General features: G+C 72.2%; 8 protein-coding genes. 2 read left to right on the top strand and 6 right to left on the bottom strand.

Annotated features, from left to right (window positions below; genetic code table 11):
- The 5 genes from VIB55_RS12750 to hppD form a co-directional block, all read right to left on the bottom strand.
- A partial coding sequence (locus tag VIB55_RS12750) for a condensation domain-containing protein (RefSeq protein ID WP_414681554.1) occupies positions 1–1,173 on the bottom strand: 1,173 nt, incomplete at its 3' end.
- Positions 1,174–1,210: 37 nt separating this feature from the next.
- A complete protein-coding gene (locus VIB55_RS12745; RefSeq protein ID WP_331877028.1) occupies positions 1,211–7,108 on the bottom strand; it encodes an amino acid adenylation domain-containing protein in 5,898 nt (1,965 codons plus the stop codon).
- A 538-nt stretch (positions 7,109–7,646) separates the two neighbouring features.
- Positions 7,647–8,705 carry a cysteine synthase family protein gene (locus VIB55_RS12740; protein ID WP_331877027.1) on the bottom strand — a complete coding sequence of 353 codons (1,059 nt, stop codon included), beginning with the start codon at positions 8,703–8,705 and terminating at the stop codon, positions 7,647–7,649.
- A gap of 340 nt (positions 8,706–9,045) precedes the next feature.
- Complete coding sequence (locus VIB55_RS12735) at positions 9,046–10,257, bottom strand: PLP-dependent aminotransferase family protein (RefSeq protein WP_331877026.1); 1,212 nt, start codon at positions 10,255–10,257, stop codon at positions 9,046–9,048.
- Positions 10,257–11,381, bottom strand: coding sequence for a 4-hydroxyphenylpyruvate dioxygenase (hppD, locus tag VIB55_RS12730; protein WP_331877025.1), 1,125 nt, complete (start codon positions 11,379–11,381; stop codon positions 10,257–10,259). The genes VIB55_RS12735 and hppD overlap by 1 nt, the downstream gene beginning before the upstream one ends.
- Before the next feature lie 534 nt (positions 11,382–11,915).
- Between hppD and VIB55_RS12725 the strand changes: the two genes are divergently transcribed.
- Positions 11,916–13,034 (top strand): Ldh family oxidoreductase, encoded by a 1,119-nt coding sequence (locus tag VIB55_RS12725; protein WP_331877024.1) that lies wholly within the window; start codon positions 11,916–11,918, stop codon positions 13,032–13,034.
- Positions 13,035–13,145: 111 nt separating this feature from the next.
- Here VIB55_RS12725 and VIB55_RS12720 read toward each other — a convergent pair whose 3' ends face one another.
- The gene (locus tag VIB55_RS12720) at positions 13,146–15,149 is read right to left on the bottom strand and encodes an acyltransferase family protein (RefSeq protein ID WP_331877023.1); all 2,004 of its coding nucleotides are present in this window, start codon (positions 15,147–15,149) and stop codon (positions 13,146–13,148) included.
- Positions 15,150–15,891: 742 nt separating this feature from the next.
- Here VIB55_RS12720 and VIB55_RS12715 point away from each other — a divergent pair.
- A partial coding sequence (locus VIB55_RS12715) for a GDP-mannose 4,6-dehydratase (protein WP_331877022.1) occupies positions 15,892–16,179 on the top strand: 288 nt, incomplete at its 3' end.

Genomic DNA, 16,179 nt, shown 5'->3' with positions numbered 1-16,179 from the left:
GAACATCACCTGGAAGAGCGGCGTGTGCGCCAGGCTGCGCACCGGCTGCAGCAGCTCCACCACCTGCTCGAACGGGATGTCCTGGTGCTGCTGCGCTTCCAGCGCCCGCTCCTTCGCCCGCCGCAGCAGCTCCCCCACCGTGAGCGAGCCGGACACGCCCACCCGGATCGCCAGGGTGTTCACGAAGAAGCCGATCAGCCCCTCGATCTCGCGCCGCCCCCGCCCCGCCACCGGGCTGCCGATCACCACGTCTTCCTGTCCCGACAGCCGGCCGAGCACCACCGCCCACGCCGCCAGGAACGCCATGTACAGCGTGCCCCCGTGCCGCCGGGTCAGCGCCTTCAGCCCCGCCGTCAGCTCCGCGTCCAGTTCGATCAGCACCTCGCCGCCGGTGAAGTCCTGCCGCGGGGGCCGAGGCCGGTCGGTCGGCAGCTCCAGCAGCGCGGCCGCGCCGGCCAGCGTCTTCTTCCAGTACTCCGCCTGCCCTTTGAGCACCTCGCCGTCCACCCACCGCCGCTGCCAGACCGCATAGTCAGCGTACTGGATGGGCAGCGGGGGCAGCGGGTCCGGCTCGCCCTTGCGGAAGGCGTCGTAGAGCGCGCTCAGCTCGCGGGTGAACACCCCCATGCTCCACCCGTCGGAAACGATGTGGTGCATGGTGATGTGCACCACCTGGTCATCGTCCGCCAGCCGGATCAGGTGCCCGCGGATCAACGGCCCGCGGGCCAGGTCGAAGGGCGTGGCCGCTTCCTCCGCCAGCAGCCGGCGAAGCTCCGCCCCGGCCTCCGGGTGGCCGCGGAGGTCGTGCTCCGCCAGCTGGAAGGGGCTCTCCTCTACCGGCGCGATCCGCTGCACCTGCTCGGCGCCGATCTCCGTGAAGGTGGTGCGCAGCGCCTCGTGACGGGCGACCACCCGGTCCAGCGCACGGATCAGCGCGTTCCGGTTCAGCTCGCCCCTCAACCGCAGGCGCGTCGGAATGTGGTACAGCGCGCCCGGAATCCCGAGCTGGTCCAAAAACCAGAGCCGCCACTGCGCAAACGACAGCGGCAGCGGTCCGCTCCGGTCCACCGGCTGGATCTGCGAGAGCGTCGGCGCCTCCTGCTTGGGCGCGTTGGCCTCGAGGAGCTCGAGAAGCGCCAGGCGCTCGGCCGGCGAAAGATTCTGCATGCTCAACGGAAGCTATCTTGAAGGCGTTGTCTGGCAGTTTGCGTTACGCGGTCGTTGCGCCGGGCTCGCGAACGAGCCTCGCGAACCGCGCTTGGGCTTCGGGGTCGAACTGGGCAAGCCGCAGGTCCAAGATCCGGTCGGCGAGGGCAGAAAGCACGGGCACCTCGAACACGGCGGCCAGGGCAAGCTCCACCTGCATCGCCTGCCGCACCCGCGAGATCATCTGCACCGCCAGCAGCGAGTGTCCGCCCAGCAGGAAGAAGTCGTCCCCGCGCCCCACCCGCTCCACGCCCAGCAGCTCGGCCCAGATCTCGGCGAGCGACTGTTCCACCTTGCCCACCGGGGCCTCGTACTCCCGCGCCGCATGGGCGCCGCCCTCCGGGGCGGGAAGCGCCCGGCGGTCTACCTTGCCGCTCGGCGTGAGCGGGAATGCGTCCAGGCGCACGAACGCCGACGGCACCATGTACGCAGGTAGCGCCTGGCCCAGGTGCGCACGCAGCGCTTCCGCCCCCGCAGCCTCGTCGCCCACCACGTACGCCACCAGCCGCCTATCCCCGGGCGCATCCTCGCGCGCCAGGACGACTGCCTCGCGCACGCTCGGGTGCTCGGCTAGCCGCGCCTCGATCTCGCCCGGCTCGATGCGGAAGCCGCGGACCTTCACCTGGAAGTCGGTGCGCCCCAGGAACTCCAGCGTACCGTCCGCCCGCCAGCGGCCCAGGTCGCCGGTGCGGTACATCCGCGCCCCGCCATCCACCGAGAACGGATCGGGGACGAAGCGCTCCGCGGTCAGCGCCGGCCGCCCCAGGTAGCCGCGCGCCACGCCGGCCCCGCCCACGTACAGCTCACCCGCTACCCCCACGGGCGCCGGCTCGCCCCGCGCGTCCAGCACGTAGACGCGCGCGTTGGCGATGGGCTGGCCGATGGCGGGTGCGCGGCCGTCCACGCCGCACACGTGCGAGGTGGAATCGATGGTCGCCTCGGTGGGGCCGTACAGGTTCACCACCTCGCCCGCGCCCGCGGCGCGCGCCTCCTGCACCAGCGCGGCCGTAAGCGGCTCGCCCCCGCAGAAGAGGATCCGGCAGGGGAGCGGGCTTCCCGCCGGACGCGCGCCGAGCATCGCCTGGAGAAGGGTGGGAACGAACTGCGCGACGGTGACCCCGCCGTCCGCCATCACCCGCCCCATGGCCTCCGGGTCCTTCGCCGCGTCGGACGAGAGGAGCAGCATCCGCGCGCCGGTGGCCAGCGGCGTCCACAGCTCCCACACGGACGCATCGAACGAGACGGAGGTGCGCTGCAGCACCGTGTCGCCCGCGCCGATGCCGAACGCCGCTGCCTGCCACGCGGTGTGGTTCACCAGGCTTCGGTGCTCCACCATCACGCCCTTGGGCCGCCCCGTGGAGCCGGAGGTGTAGATGACGTACGCCAGGTGGCCGGGGGTGAGCCCCGCGGACGGGGAGTTCGTCTCCGGTTTATCCACCCACGTCTGGGCGTCGAGGTCCACCACCGGCACGTGCACGCCCGCGAAGGTGCCGGCCTGCGACGACTGCGTCACGAGCGCCGCCGGCGCGCTGTCCTCCAGCATGTACCGCAGCCGGTCTGCGGGGTACGCCGGGTCCAGCGGCACGTAGGCGCCGCCCGCCTTGAGCGTGGCCACCAAGGCGATGACCATCTCCGGGCCGCGCTCCACGCAGACCGCCACCCGTGCGTCCGGCCCCACGCCGAGGCCGCGGAGGTGATGCGCCAGGCGGTTCGCGCTCCGGTTCAGCTCGCCGTAGGTGAGCGCCTCATCTTCGAAGGCCACCGCCACCGCGCCCGGCGTGCGCTCCGCCTGCGCCTCGAACAGCTCGTGGATGCACCGATCCTGCGGAACCTCGGCCGCGGTGCGGTTCCACTCCTCCAGCACCTGCGCGCGCTCATCGGCGGGGAGCAGCGCCAGCTCATCGACGGGCTGCGCGTCGTCCGCCGCCATCTCCTCCAGCACCCGGCGCAGGTAGCCCGCGTGGCGCTCCGCCGTCGAGTGATCGAAGAGCGCGGTCGCGAAGTTCAGGTCCCCCACGATCCGGTCCCCGCTCTCGGCGAGGGTGAGCGTAAGGTCGAACTTGGCGGTCGTCTGCGCGGATGCCGGCACGGCCGCGGAGTGCAGCCCCGGCAGCCCAGGCGTGCCCTCCGGCGCGTTCTGCCACGCGAACATCACCTGGAAGAGCGGGCTGTACGCCAGGCTGCGCGTGGGCCGCACTCGCTCCACCACCTGTTCGAGCGGGATGTCCTGGTTCCTCTGCGCCTCCAGCGCCCGCGCCTTCACGCGACCGAGCAGCTCCCCCACGCGCGGCGCATCCGCCAGGCGGATGCGCACGGGAAGCGTGTTCACGAAGAAGCCGATCAGCTCCTCTACCTCGGCGCGGCCGCGGTTGGCGCTCGGGGTGCCGATCACCACGTCGTCCTGGCCCGAGAGCCGGGCGAGCACGGCGGCCCATCCGGCGAGCAGCGTCATGAACAGCGTGACCCCGTGCCGCTGCGAGAGGACCTTGAGCGCCGCGGTCAGCGCCTCGTCGAGCTCCACGTTCACCGCCGCGCCGGCGAAGTCCTGCTTGGCCGGGCGCGGGTGGTCGGTAGGCAGTTCCAGCAGCTCCGGCGCGCCGGCCAGCGTCCGCGTCCAGTACTCCGCCTGCGCCTCCAGCACCGGGCCTTCTACCCAGCGGCGGTGCCATGCGGCGTAGTCGGCGTACTGCACCGGCAGCGGCGGGAGGGGATCGGGCTCGCCGCGCGCGAAGGCGGCGTACAGCGCGCCCAGCTCACGGAAGAGCACGCCGGTGGACCAGCCGTCGGCGACGATGTGGTGCATCGTCAGCAGCAGCACGTGGTCGTCGGCCGCCATCCGCACCAGCCGCCCGCGGATCAGCGGCCCGTGCTCCAGGTCGAAGAGCGCGTTCACCTCGTCCCGCACCAGGCGGCGAAGCTCGCCTTCCGCGTCGGGCGCGGCATGGAGATCGTGCTCCACGAGCCGCAGCGCGCCCTCCTCGGCCGGGGCGATGCGCTGCACCGGCTCGCCGTCCACCGTGGGGAACGAGGTGCGCAGCACCTCGTGGCGGGCGACGATGCGGTCCAGCGCCCGCGCCAGCGCGCCGCGGTCCAGCTCGCCCCGCAGCCGCAGGCGCATGGGGATGTGGTACGCGCTGCCCAGGTTCCCCATCTGCTCCAGGAACCAGAGCCGCTGCTGCGCGAACGACAGCGGCGGCACCTGCGTGCGCCCGGCCGGCACCACGGGCGGCAGCACCGCCGCCCCCGCCCCGCGCAGCTCCTCCACGCGGACGGCCAGCTCCGCCACCGTGGGTCCCTCGAAGAACGCCCGCAGCGGCAGCTCCACGCTGAACACCTCGCGCACCCGCGACACCACCCGCGTGGCCAGCAGCGAGTGCCCGCCCAGTTCGAAGAAGCCGTCGTGCACCCCCAGCCGCTCCAGGCCCAGCACCTCGGCCCAGATCCCCGCCAGCACCTCCTCCACCGGCGTGCGCGGCGCGACGTAGTTCTCGTCGTCCCCCGTGAACACCGGCTCCGGCAGCGCCTTGCGGTCCAGCTTGCCGTTGGGGTTCACCGGGAGCGCGTCCATGTGGACGAACGCGGCCGGCACCATGTACTCCGGCAGCCGCTCCGCCAGGTGCGCGCGCAACGTCGACGCGGCCGCACCGTCGCCCGTGTAGTAGGCAACCAGCCGCGGGTCGCCCACCTCGCCGTCGCGCGCCACCACCACCGTCTCGTGCACGGCCGCGTGCTCGGCCAGCCGCGCCTCGATCTCGCCCAGCTCGATGCGGAACCCGCGCACCTTTACCTGCGAGTCGGCGCGGCCCATGAACTCGATGGTCCCGTCCGGCAGCCACCGCCCCAGGTCGCCCGTGCGGTACAGCCGCGCGCCGGGTTGCGTGCCGAAGGGATCGGGCAGAAAGCGCTCGGCCGTTTGCCCCGGGAGCCGCCGGTACCCGCGCGTCACGCCCGCGCCGCCCAGGTACAGCTCGCCCGTCACCCCCACCGGCACCGGCTCACCCGCCGCGTCCAGCACGTAGATGGTGGCGTTGGCGATGGGGCGGCCCGGCGGCATGGAGCGGCTGGAGTAGCTCGACAGGTCCGCCCGCGCGTAGTGGTGCGCCGTGATCCCGGTGGCCTCGGTGGAGCCGTACGGGTTCAGGAACACCGGACGGGGCTCCGGCACCCGCGCCAACTGGCGCGGGTACAGCGGCTCCCCGCCGAAGACCACGATGCGCAGCCCGCGGATCGCCTTCCCCCCGTCCGCCTCCACCAGCGCCTGGAAGCCCGTCGGCGTCAGGTTCATCATGGTGATGCCGGACGCGACGATCTGCGCCGTGAGCCTCTGCGGCTCGAACGGCTCGCGCGCCAGGTGCACCCGGCCGCCTACGAACAGCGGAGCCATGAGGTTCCGCTGCGTGAGGTGAAAGCTGAAGGAGGTGACCACCAGCACCGCGTCGCGCTCCGTCATCGCGGTGGCGCCCAGGTACCAGTGCAGCAGGTTGGAGGCGCCCCCGTGCGTCATCATCACGCCCTTGGGCCGCCCCGTGGAGCCCGAGGTGTAGATCACGTACGTCAGGTGGTCCGGCGTCAGCGCCGCGCGCTCCGGGTTCGTGGCCGGCTGGCCATCCCACCACGCTTCGCCCTCGTCGAGGGACAGCAGGGGCACGTCCAGGCCGGCCAGCCGTCCCGCGAGCGACCCCTGCGTCAGCATGACCACCGGGGCGCTGTCCTGCACCATGTCCAGCAGCCGCTCCCGCGGGTAGGCGGGGTCCAGCGGCAGGTACGCGCCGCCGGACTTCAGCACCCCCAGCACGGCCACCACCAGCTCGGGCTCGCGCTCCACGCAGATCCCCACGCGCACGTCGGGGCCCACGCCCAGGCCGCGGAGGTGATGCGCCAGCCGGTTGGCGCGGGCGTTCAGCTCCGCGTACGTCAGCTCCCGGTCTTCGAAGACCACCGCCACCGCGTCGGGCGTGCGCGCGGCCTGCGCTTCGAAAAGCTCGTGGATGTACGAGTCGGCGGGGTACGGCGTCTCCGTGCGGTTCCACTCCTCCGTGACGAGGCGGCGCTCCTCGGCCGACAGCAGCGCCAGCCGGTCCACCGGCAGGGCCTCGTCCGCCGCCATCCCGGCCAGCATCCGGCGCAGGTACCCCGCGTAGCGCTCCACCGTCTCGGGGTCGAACAGCGCCGTCGCGAACACCACCTGGCCCGCGACCCGTCCGTTCTCCTCCCCGAGTTCGAGAGCGATGTCGAGGCCGCCGGTCGAGCACCGCTCTATATCGGCCACCGCACGCGATTCCGAGCCGCGCAGCTCCGGGCCGGCCGCGGGTGCGTCGCGCCACGCGAACGCCGCACGGAAGAGCGGCGTGGCGGAAGCGGCGCCGTCCGGCTGCACGAGCTCCACCACCCGCTCCCAGGGAAGGTCCTGGTTCCGCAGCGCGCCACGCACCCGCGCGTCCACCCGCCCCAGCAGTTCCGCGGTCGTGGGCAATCCCGACAGGTCCACCCGCACCGGCAGGGCGCTCGCGAATGCGCCCGCCAGCCCTTCCGTCTCGCGGCTCCCCAGGGAGGTGCCGATCACCAGGTTGGTCTGCCCCGACAGCCGGCCCAGCACCGCCGCCCACCCGGCCAGCAGCACGGTGGAAATGTGCGAGCTGTGACGTATTTTGAGCGCATCCAGGGCAGCAACCAGCTCCTCGTCCAGCTCCAGGCGAACGAGGCCTCCGGTGGGGTCCGCCTGCCCGGGGCGCGGGCGGTCCGCGGGCAGTTCCAGCGGCTCCGGGGGGTCAGCCAGCGTCTCCTGCCAGTACTCTGCCTGGTCCCGCAGCAGCTCGTCGTCAATCGCGGGCAGTTCCGCCCGGACCGCGCTCAGCGTCACCGCCGGCGATGTGGACGAGGTCCGACCAGGAAGCACGTGCATGGACTGTTTCCCTTGAAAAATCTTGCCTGAGACGTGAAACTGGCGGGCCGTCCGCCTCCCCGGGATTCCTCCCCCTGCCACCTCGCGTGACGGCTCCCGACCCCCCTGACCGGCCGCACCCGAAACGCAGACAGGCTCCCACGTTTCCGCCTCGGAAGCCGGGGCGGGGGAGACGGTCCGACAACCTCGGGCGGCACGGCCGTTGGTCTGGAGGACTGGAACGGCGCAATCTTCCAAAAACGTGGGGAAAGGAACGATAACCCGGCCGCGCCCGTGCCGTCAACCGTTCCCGTCAGGTTTAGCAGCAATCACCAGCCCTCTTCCTGACGTTTCTGTCGAAAAGGAGCGTGCGAGAAACCCGTCTGTTCCAGGCTCGGATCGAGGAGCGGAAATGCTCCACTCTGGACACAAAGACGCGCACCCGATGGGACCGCATGCCGCGGAGGAGCGATCGTGTTCCGCAGGGAGCAGGGCGATACAAAAAGCGGGGGCATGCGTCCACCGCGGACGCATCCCCGTGTGAAGCAGTGGCGGCCCGTCAGAGCGACGCCAGTTCCAGGCGCGCGGGGGGAGCGCCCATCACCTGGGCGTAGTCGCGGCGGCCCCAGCGGAAGTACGACCACGCGTCGTCGCCGTCGTGGGGGCGGTCCCACTCCACCGGCCCGGCGGGGGGCGCGCCCAGCCGCAGCCCCTTCTCCGCCAGCCAGGCGTCGTCGTACACGGTGTTCTGGTAGCGGTAGCCCTCGTCCGGGAGGATCACCGCGGTGAGCGAGTCGGGGTTGTTCCGGGCGTACCAGTCGGCCACCAGGAACGCCGCGCCGCTGGTGGGGCCCATGAACACCGCGTGCTCCGCGTGCAGCCGCCGGGTGGCGTGGTAGGCCTCGGCGGCGCCCACCCAGTGCACCAGGTCTACCGCCGCGTGGTCCACGTTGGGGGGCACCAGGCTGTTCCCCAGCCCCTTCAGCGTGCGGCGGCCCTCGGTCAGGCCAAAGATGACGCTGTGATGCGTGTCGACCGCCACCACGTTCAGCTCGGGCGAAAGGAGGCGGAGGAACGACGCGGTGCCGCAGAGCGAGCCGCCGGAACCCACCGGGCCCACCAGGCAGTCCACCGTCTCCGCCGCGTGGGCGAGCTGCTCGGCGCACGGGGCAAAGCTGGCCGGGTTCTGGGGGTTGGTGTACTGGCGAGGGCAGAACGTCCCCGGATTTTCCGCCAGGATGCGCTGCAGGAGCTCGAGCCGGGCGATCTGGAAGGCGCCGGACGGGCCCGGGTCGCTCACGATGTGGACGGTGGCGCCCAGGTCCTGCAGCCGGCGCTGCAGCGGCGGTTCGATGGAGGGGTCGCTCACCAACTGCACCGGGTGCCCGTGCAGCCGGGCCACCATCGCCAGCGACAGCCCGAACGTTCCCGAGCTGGTCTCGGCGATCAGCCCGCCCGGCCGCAGCTCGCCCGTTTCGCGCGCCCTGGTGACGATGAAGCGGGCGGGGAGCAGCTTCGACAGCGTGAACACCAGCCCCACCAGGTTCGGACGCAGCCACACCAGCCGGGGAAGCACCAGCGCGTCCACCACGTTGGCGTTGATCACGGGACCGCTCACGATCTCTCCTTCGTCATCGGGAAAATCCGGGGCTCATTCGCCGGCGGTGCGGCGGCGGAACGTTCGGCGCGCATGGGCGCAAAACGTTCGGTGGAGGCAGGAAAAGGTCGTTCGTCGGTATCGAAAATAGTATTATTCCCCGCCTGAAAACGCAACCCAGCCACAGAAGCGCAACGTTCCCATCCGTGGCCCAAAAGGGCGTTTCCGGAGGGTGTCCGGCGACGGATCGCCGCCCCTCGAACCGCTCCTCGACGATTTCTCCCCCGGAACAGGAAAGCGGAGCCGGGAACCCCCGACTCCGCATCAACGTATCCGAATTGCGTCGGACCCGGTGCGTGGCTCAGGCCGCCAGGCTCCGCAGGGCCCGGCCCAGGCGGGCGATGCCCTCCTCGATCACGTCCGGCGTGCTGTGGGAAAAGTTGAGGCGCATGCAGTGGCTGGCGGTGCGGCTGCCGTCCGCCGCAAAGGCGTGGCCGGGCACGAAGACCACGCCCTCCTGCTCGATGGCCACGCGCAGCACCTCGCCCGCATCCGTCCCCTCCGGCAGCTCCACCCAGATGAACACGCCCGCGGAAGGCTTCCGCCAGAGGGTGCCGGCGGGAAAGTGCTCTGCCAGCGCGGCCAGCATGGTGTCGCGGCGCAGGCGGTACTCGCGCCGCAGCATGGCAAGGTGCGCGGGAAGGTGGCCGCCGTCGAAGAACCGCGCCGCCCCGCGCTGCGCCAGCGTGGCGGTGTTGATGTCGCTGGCCTCCTTGCCGATGGCCAGCAGCCGCACCAACTCCTGCGGCACGATGATCCAGCCCAGCCGCAGCGCGGGCGCCAGCACCTTGCTGAACGAGCCCACGTAGAACACCCACTCCCGCTCCAGCGCCCGCAGCGGATGGGCGGGCGCGCCGTCGTACGCCAGAAAGCCGTACGGATCGTCCTCCACCACCGGCACCCCGTAGCGGCGCGCGATCTCCACCAGCCGCACCCGCTTTTCCGCCGACATGCTCACCGCCAGCGGGTTGTGCCCGTCAGGAACGGTGTAGATGAAGGCCGGGCGCGCGCCGCCGGCCAGCAGCGCCTCCACCGCGTCCACGTCCATCCCCGTGTCCAGGTCGGTGGGCACGGTGAGAATGCGCGGGGCGAACGGCTCCACCGCCTGCTGAAAGCCCGTGTAGCACAGCGTGTCGGTGATGATCTCGCCGCCCGGCTCCAGCAGCAGGCGGGCCAGCAGGCTGATCCCCTGCTGCGCGCCCGTGGTCAGGAACACCTGCTCCGGCGCGCACGCAACCCCGCGCTGCGCCATGAGCGCCGCCACGTGCGCCTGCAACGGCGCGCAGGGCGGCGAGTACTGCAGGGCGCGCGGGTCCTCGGCCAGCACGGCCGCGGCGGCGCGGCCGTACTCCTCGGCGGGAAAGAACTCCGGCGCGGGAAGGCCCAGGGCAAAGGAGATGGTTCCCGGGCGCGTGCCCACCGACAGCATGGTCTGCAGCGCCGACGTACCCGAGGCCCGGGCCCACCCCGCCAGCCGCAGTTCGGCGGCGGGGGCGGGAGCCGTATCGGTCATCAGATGTTGCCTCGCAGTTCCTGCTCGCGCTCCACCGCCTCGAACAGCGCCTTGATGTTCCCGGAGCCGAAGCCCTGGGCGCCCTGCCGCTCGATGACCTCCACGAACATGGTGGGGCGCGCCTCGATCGGCTCGCTGAAGATCTGCATCAGCCGCCCGTCGTCGTCGGAGTCCACCAGGATGCCCAGCTCCTGCAGCTCGGCCATCAGCGCGGGGTCGACGGCGCCCACGCGCTCCTCCAGCATCTCGTAGTAAGTGCCGGGAATGCGCAGGAATCGCACGCCGTTCTCGCGGATGGCCCGCACCGTGGCGCGGATGTCGTCGGACAGGAAGGCCACGTGCTGCGCGCCCGCGCCGTGGTTGAAGTTCAGGTACTCCTGCACCTGCGACTTGCCGCCGTTGTGGGCCGGCTCCACGATGGGGAACTTGATCTTCCCCGAGGCGTCTTCCACCACCTTGGAGTTCATGGCGCTGTGCTTGGTCCACACCATCTCGTGGTGCGACTGGTGGAAGCCCAGCACGTCCTTGTAGAAGGCCACCCAGTGGTCCAGCTGCCCCTGCTCCATGCTCACCGCCACGTGGTCCACTTCCACGAACCCGGTGGGGCGGGTGGCCGGCGCGTCGGTGATGGCCACGAACCCGGGGAAGCGCATGTCGGTGTAGCCGTGCCGCTCCACCAGCGAATGCACCGTTTCGCCCGGCGCGGCGATGGTGGCGCGCACCACGCGGCCGTGCTCGTCCTCGTGCACCTGCGGCGGCGACACCGGCCGGGCGCCGCGGGCCACGGCGGTGTGGAAGGCGGCGTCCACGTCGGCCACCCGGAAGGCCACGTCCTTCACGGCGTCGCCGTGCAGCGCCGCGTGCCGGGCGATGGGCGACTCGGGGTCCAGCCCGCTGGTGAGCACCAGGCGGATGTCGCCCTGCTCCATGACGATCGAGAGCCGGTCGCGCACGCCGGTCTCCAGCCCCGCTCGCGCCACGGGGCGAAACCCGAACATGGTGCGGTAGAAGTGCGCCGCCTGGTAGGCATTGCCCACGTACAGCTCCACGTGGTCGATGCCCTCCAGCGGAAGCGCGCCCTGGATCGTGGCGGGCTTGAGGACTTCCGGCTCGAGCGTTGCCATACCGACTCCGTTGACAGGTAGATGTAGAATGTGCGCCGCGAGAGGGCTCGCCTCGGCCGCGGCGCCGTCGCGGGCGCTCGGACGGCGGTGTGGCGAGACCTCGCGGCGAAACGTGCACGGACCGGCGTGAGGAGATTCCGGCGGCGGGATCGGCGCGCCGCTGTGATGCGAAATGTCCTCACGTGATCCGCCAGAATCCGTGACATCCAACACTAACCCATTCGTTTCTGCCGTGTCAACCCGACGCGCCCTCCGCGCGCTTCCCGGAACGCCCGCGTGTGAGGCCCACGCGGACGTTTCGCCAGGGCCGACGCTGCCGTCGCGGCCCGAGAGCACACCCTTTGGGGACGCCGGGAGACCAGGCGGTTGACGAAGAGCCGGCCGTCCTGTACCTGATTGACTGTCCTGGAACGTGATTCCACCTTGCTCCGCCCTACCGCCGCTCCCGCGTTTCCTGCGCACGGGTGCACGGGCCGGTGCGCGCTCCGGCTCGCCCCGCGCCCGGAGTGGCGGCGGGGAGCGGAGAGAACGAGAGTGAACGTGACCGCAGTGCCCAACATCCCGCCCGCCGCGGCGGACAAGACGTTCGAGCCCGCGCTGCTGCGCGAGTTCTCCTCGCGCGTGCTGCAGACCTTCGGGGTGCCGGCCGCGGACGCGGAGCTGGCGGCGGCCGTGCTGAGCAGCGCGGACCTGCGCGGCATCGACACGCACGGGGTGGCCCGGCTGCCGCAGTACGTGGAAATGCTCGCGCAGGAGCGCATCAACCCACGCCCGAACGTCCGGACGGTGCGCGAAACGCCCGCCACGGCCACGGTGGACGGCGACAACGGGCTGGGGCTGGTGGTGGGCCCGCGCGCCAACGAGCTGGCGATGGAAAAGGCGGAGCGGGTGGGGACCGGCTGGGTGGCCGTGGGGAACAGCAACCACTTCGGGGCGGGCGAGTACTACCCGCTGCAGGCGCTCCCTCGCGGCCTGATCGGCTGGGCGATGACCAACTCCCCGCCGCAGGTGGCGCCGCTGTGGGGCGCCGAAAAGATGCTGGGGACCAACCCCCTGGCCATCGCCTTCCCCGCCCTGGAGGAGCCGCCGGTGGTCATCGACCTCACCACCAGCGCCTTCGCCTTCGGCAAGGTGGAGCACGCGGCGCGGCAGGGAACCTCCATCCCCGAAGGGTGCGCCATCGACCGCGACGGCCGGATGACCACCGATCCGCACGCCATGCTGAACGGAGGCGCGCTCCTTCCGCTGGGGTCCGACCGCGAGCGCGGCGCGCACAAGGGGTACTGCCTGGGGGCGATGGTGGACCTGCTCTGCGGGCCGCTGGGGGGTGCCAGCTGGGGACCCTTCGCGCCTCCCTTCCCCGCCCACCTGCCGCCGCCCGCGCGGACCGTGGGCAAGGGGGTGGGGCACCTGTTCGGCGCCTTCCAGGTGGCCGGCTTCGCCGACCCGGAGGAGTTCGGACGCCAGGTGGACGACTGGATCCGCACGCTCCGGGCGACGCGCCCCGCGGCCGGCACCTCGGGCCCCATGATCCCCGGCGATCCCAACCGCCGCGCCGAAGAGGTGCGGCGGCGCGAGGGCGTTCCCCTCATCCCGGCGGTGGTGGAGGCGCTGGAGCGCGTCGCGCGGCAGACCGGCATCCCCCTCGGCTGAGGGGGCAGGCCACACGAAGCCGCGGGCGCCCGTGGGCAGCGCACGTCCGTAGCGTGGACGTGCGCACGAGCCGCGCGCGCGAGGAAGCCCCGACGGGCCCCGGCGTGGATCTCACCGCGGGCCGCCTCCGTCCAGCGCCGCGTCGAGCCGGGGCGCGAGGGCTGCCGCGAACCGGGTGGACAGGTGGTCGGTGTCGCGAAAGCGGATCACTCCGTCGACGTACACGCGGCAGACGCGCGGGCCGCAGATGGCGGGGCTCATGTCGATGTAGGAAACGCCGTGCAACCCGGCGAGCGCTTCCCGCTCGGCCCGGGCCAGCCGATGGTCCACGGCACGCGCGGCGGGCACGTCGCACTGCTCGGGACGGTCCAGGTGCCGCGCGATGCAGTCGGGCACGTCGAAGCCGGGCAGCGGCGTGTCCTGCAGCACCACTACCCGGGCGCCGGACGGCAGCACCTGCTCGACCGTATGCCGCAGCCCGGCCGCCCAGCGCCTTCGGCCTTCGACGGTGCTGTCCGCGGCCAGGTAGCGGTCCCCGCCCACGTGGATGGTCCGGTCGCGGCTGCTGCCGAGAACCACCATGTGCGGCCGCTGGCCGGCGATCCAGCGCAGCGCGGCCGCGCGCCACGCGTCGCAGTCGCGGTTGCCGGAAAGCGGCGCCACCCGGAGCAGCACCGTTACCGTGGGGGCCGTGCAGCCGCCCCGGGTCACCATCAGCACCCGCCAGCCGCGCCGCTCCGCCAGCGGTACGAAGGCCGGGAGCCAATGGCCGACGTGCGAATCGCCGAACAGGACCACGAGGGGATCGTCACCCGCGCCCGTTCCGCACTCCCTCGCCAGGAAGGGAGCATTCAGCACTCTGCACCCGAGCGCGGCCCGGTCCGGCTTCCGCCCCGCCTCGCGCACGGCCGCCATGCGCGGGGAGCGGTAGGCGCGTTCCGCCAGGGCGCCCGCGGCGAAGGCAGCACCGGCGAGGATCACCGTAAGCAGCGCCGCACCCACGATCGCCAGCCCCGGGCGGCGCTGGAACGCTCCGTGGTAGCGAACCGGGTTCTCGACCAGGGCGTAGGTGAGCGCCGCCGGGAGGAGCGCCGCCGCCGCGACCGCCAGGCGCAGGCCCACGGAGGCGGCCGGCACTTCCAGCTTCAGGAACACCAGCGCGGGCCAGTGCCACAGGTACCATGAGTACGACAGGCGTCCGAGCAGCCGGAACGAGGGGCGTGCCAGCACCCGCGACACCCGGGGCGGCGAGCCGGTGCCGCCCGCCAGGATGATCGCCACCGTGGCGAGCACGGGCAGAAGAGTGGCCGTGCCGGGGTGCGAGAGCGAGGTGCCGCCGGGATCCAGCAGCATCGCCCCGACCAGGCCGGGGGCGCCCAGCCCCGCGACGACCTCCCACGTCCGCGCGCCGCGGCTCCGGCCGCCGACGGCCAGGGCACACAGCGCCCCGGCCCCGAACTCCCAGGCGCGCGTGGGAAGGAGGTAGAACGCCCATGCCGGCGCCTCGCGCGCCGCTGCCAGACACAGTCCGAAGGACACGGCCGTGCCCGCGCCCACCACCACGGCGAAGCGGCGGCGAAGCCCCGCGGCCCCGCCCCCCATCACCAGGAAGAGCACCAGTGGCGCGAAGAGCAGGTAGAACTGCTCTTCCACGCCCAGCGACCAGGTGTGCAGCAGCGGATCGCGCCCGCTCTCCGGGCCAAAGTACAACCGGCTGCGCAGGGCGAAGAGGATGTTGGAGGCGTACAGCGAGGCCGCGACGGCGCTCCGGGCGTGCGGCGTGCGCTCCATGGGCGAGGCGAGCACTGCATCGACGGCCAGGACGGCCAGGATGAGCACAGCCGCCGCGGGAAGCAGCCGCCGCGCCCGCCGGGCCCAGAACGCGCGGAGAGAAATCGTCCCGGTCGCCGCCTCGCTCAGGAGGATGCCGGAGATCAGGAACCCGGAAAGGACGAAGAACACGTCGACGCCCAGGTAACCCGCGGGCACGTTCGGCACGCCTGCATGGTACAGCACCACAGCCAGGATGGCGATGGCCCGCAGCCCCTCGATGTCTGGCCGGAACCGCCACTCGCCGCGCGAGCGAAGCCCGCCGTTCGGAGCCGGCTCAGCCACGGGTGGGGCAACGGAATGCGTTCTTTCGGAGGTCACGAGCTGGGGGCGAGCACGGTTCGCGAGACGATCAAGGCGCCAGGAAGGAGGTGGTCCTCGACGGTGCCTGAGCCAGCGTAGGGAAGGCGATGAGGAGGAGCGCCCAGGGGAGCACTGCCGTAATACGACGCCTCAGGAAACATACCGGCGGAAGAGCAGGGCGGGAAGGTGCGGTAACCGACCCCGCGATGGTGGAGGCGCTGGAGCGCGTGGCCCGGCAGACCGGCATCCCCCTCGGCTGAGGGGCAGGCCACACGAAGCCGCTGCTCCCGTGCGCACATCCACATCAGCAGACGTGCGCACGGGCCGCGCGCGCATGTTCGGGGTGCGGCGCCCCCGTCGGCGCCGCCCGCGCGGGAAGGGCGGCGCCTTCGTCGCACGCAGTCCCACGCGCCGCAGTGCCCGGCCATGCAGCAGTCCCACCCCCGGCCCCAATCCGCCAATCCCTCGGAGCAGCTCCAGGCCGGAAACCCGGATTCGTTTTGCTTGACAGGGACCCGCCTCGACACACATAATATGCCCATCTCTGTTACGTGCAGGTGTTGCAGTCCCCTCCTTCGCCTCCGACAATCCCCCGCGATGACTCGTACCGGGCCGGCGTCACGAGCACGCCTTTCTCGCCACGCTGTGCACATTGGCGTGCACCTTCCCTCATCCCGCGCGACGACGGAGGCCGCCCGCTCGCTGCCGGAGGGAGGCCGCACCCATGCGTAACGGCGACGGAAACACGGGGCCGGTGCTGGTGACGGGCGGCGCCGGGTTCATCGGCTCGGCGCTGGTGCGCGAGCTGGTGGGCGGCCGCGGCACCCCGGTGGTGGTGGTGGACTGCCTGACCTACGCGGGTAACCTGGACGGGCTGGAGCCGGTTGCGGGGCTCCCCGGCTTCGCCTTCGAGCAGGTGGACATCTGCGACGCCGAGGAGATCCGGCGCGTGTTCGCGGAGCACCGCCCCTCGGCGGTGATGCACCTGGCGGCCGAGTCGCACGTGGACCGC

The sequence above is a fragment of the Longimicrobium sp. genome, from assembly GCF_036554565.1.
GTDB lineage: Bacteria > Gemmatimonadota > Gemmatimonadetes > Longimicrobiales > Longimicrobiaceae > Longimicrobium.
The sequence above is the reverse complement of the archived record's forward strand: the minus strand, read 5'-3'. Positions and strand labels throughout refer to the sequence as shown.

Coding starts and splice junctions, on each gene's coding strand:
- VIB55_RS12745 (WP_331877028.1), bottom strand. CDS start 7,108: ATGCACGTGCTTCCTGGTCGGACCTCGTCCACATCGCCGGCGGTGACG.
- VIB55_RS12735 (WP_331877026.1), bottom strand. CDS start 10,257: ATGACCGATACGGCTCCCGCCCCCGCCGCCGAACTGCGGCTGGCGGGG.
- hppD (WP_331877025.1), bottom strand. CDS start 11,381: ATGGCAACGCTCGAGCCGGAAGTCCTCAAGCCCGCCACGATCCAGGGC.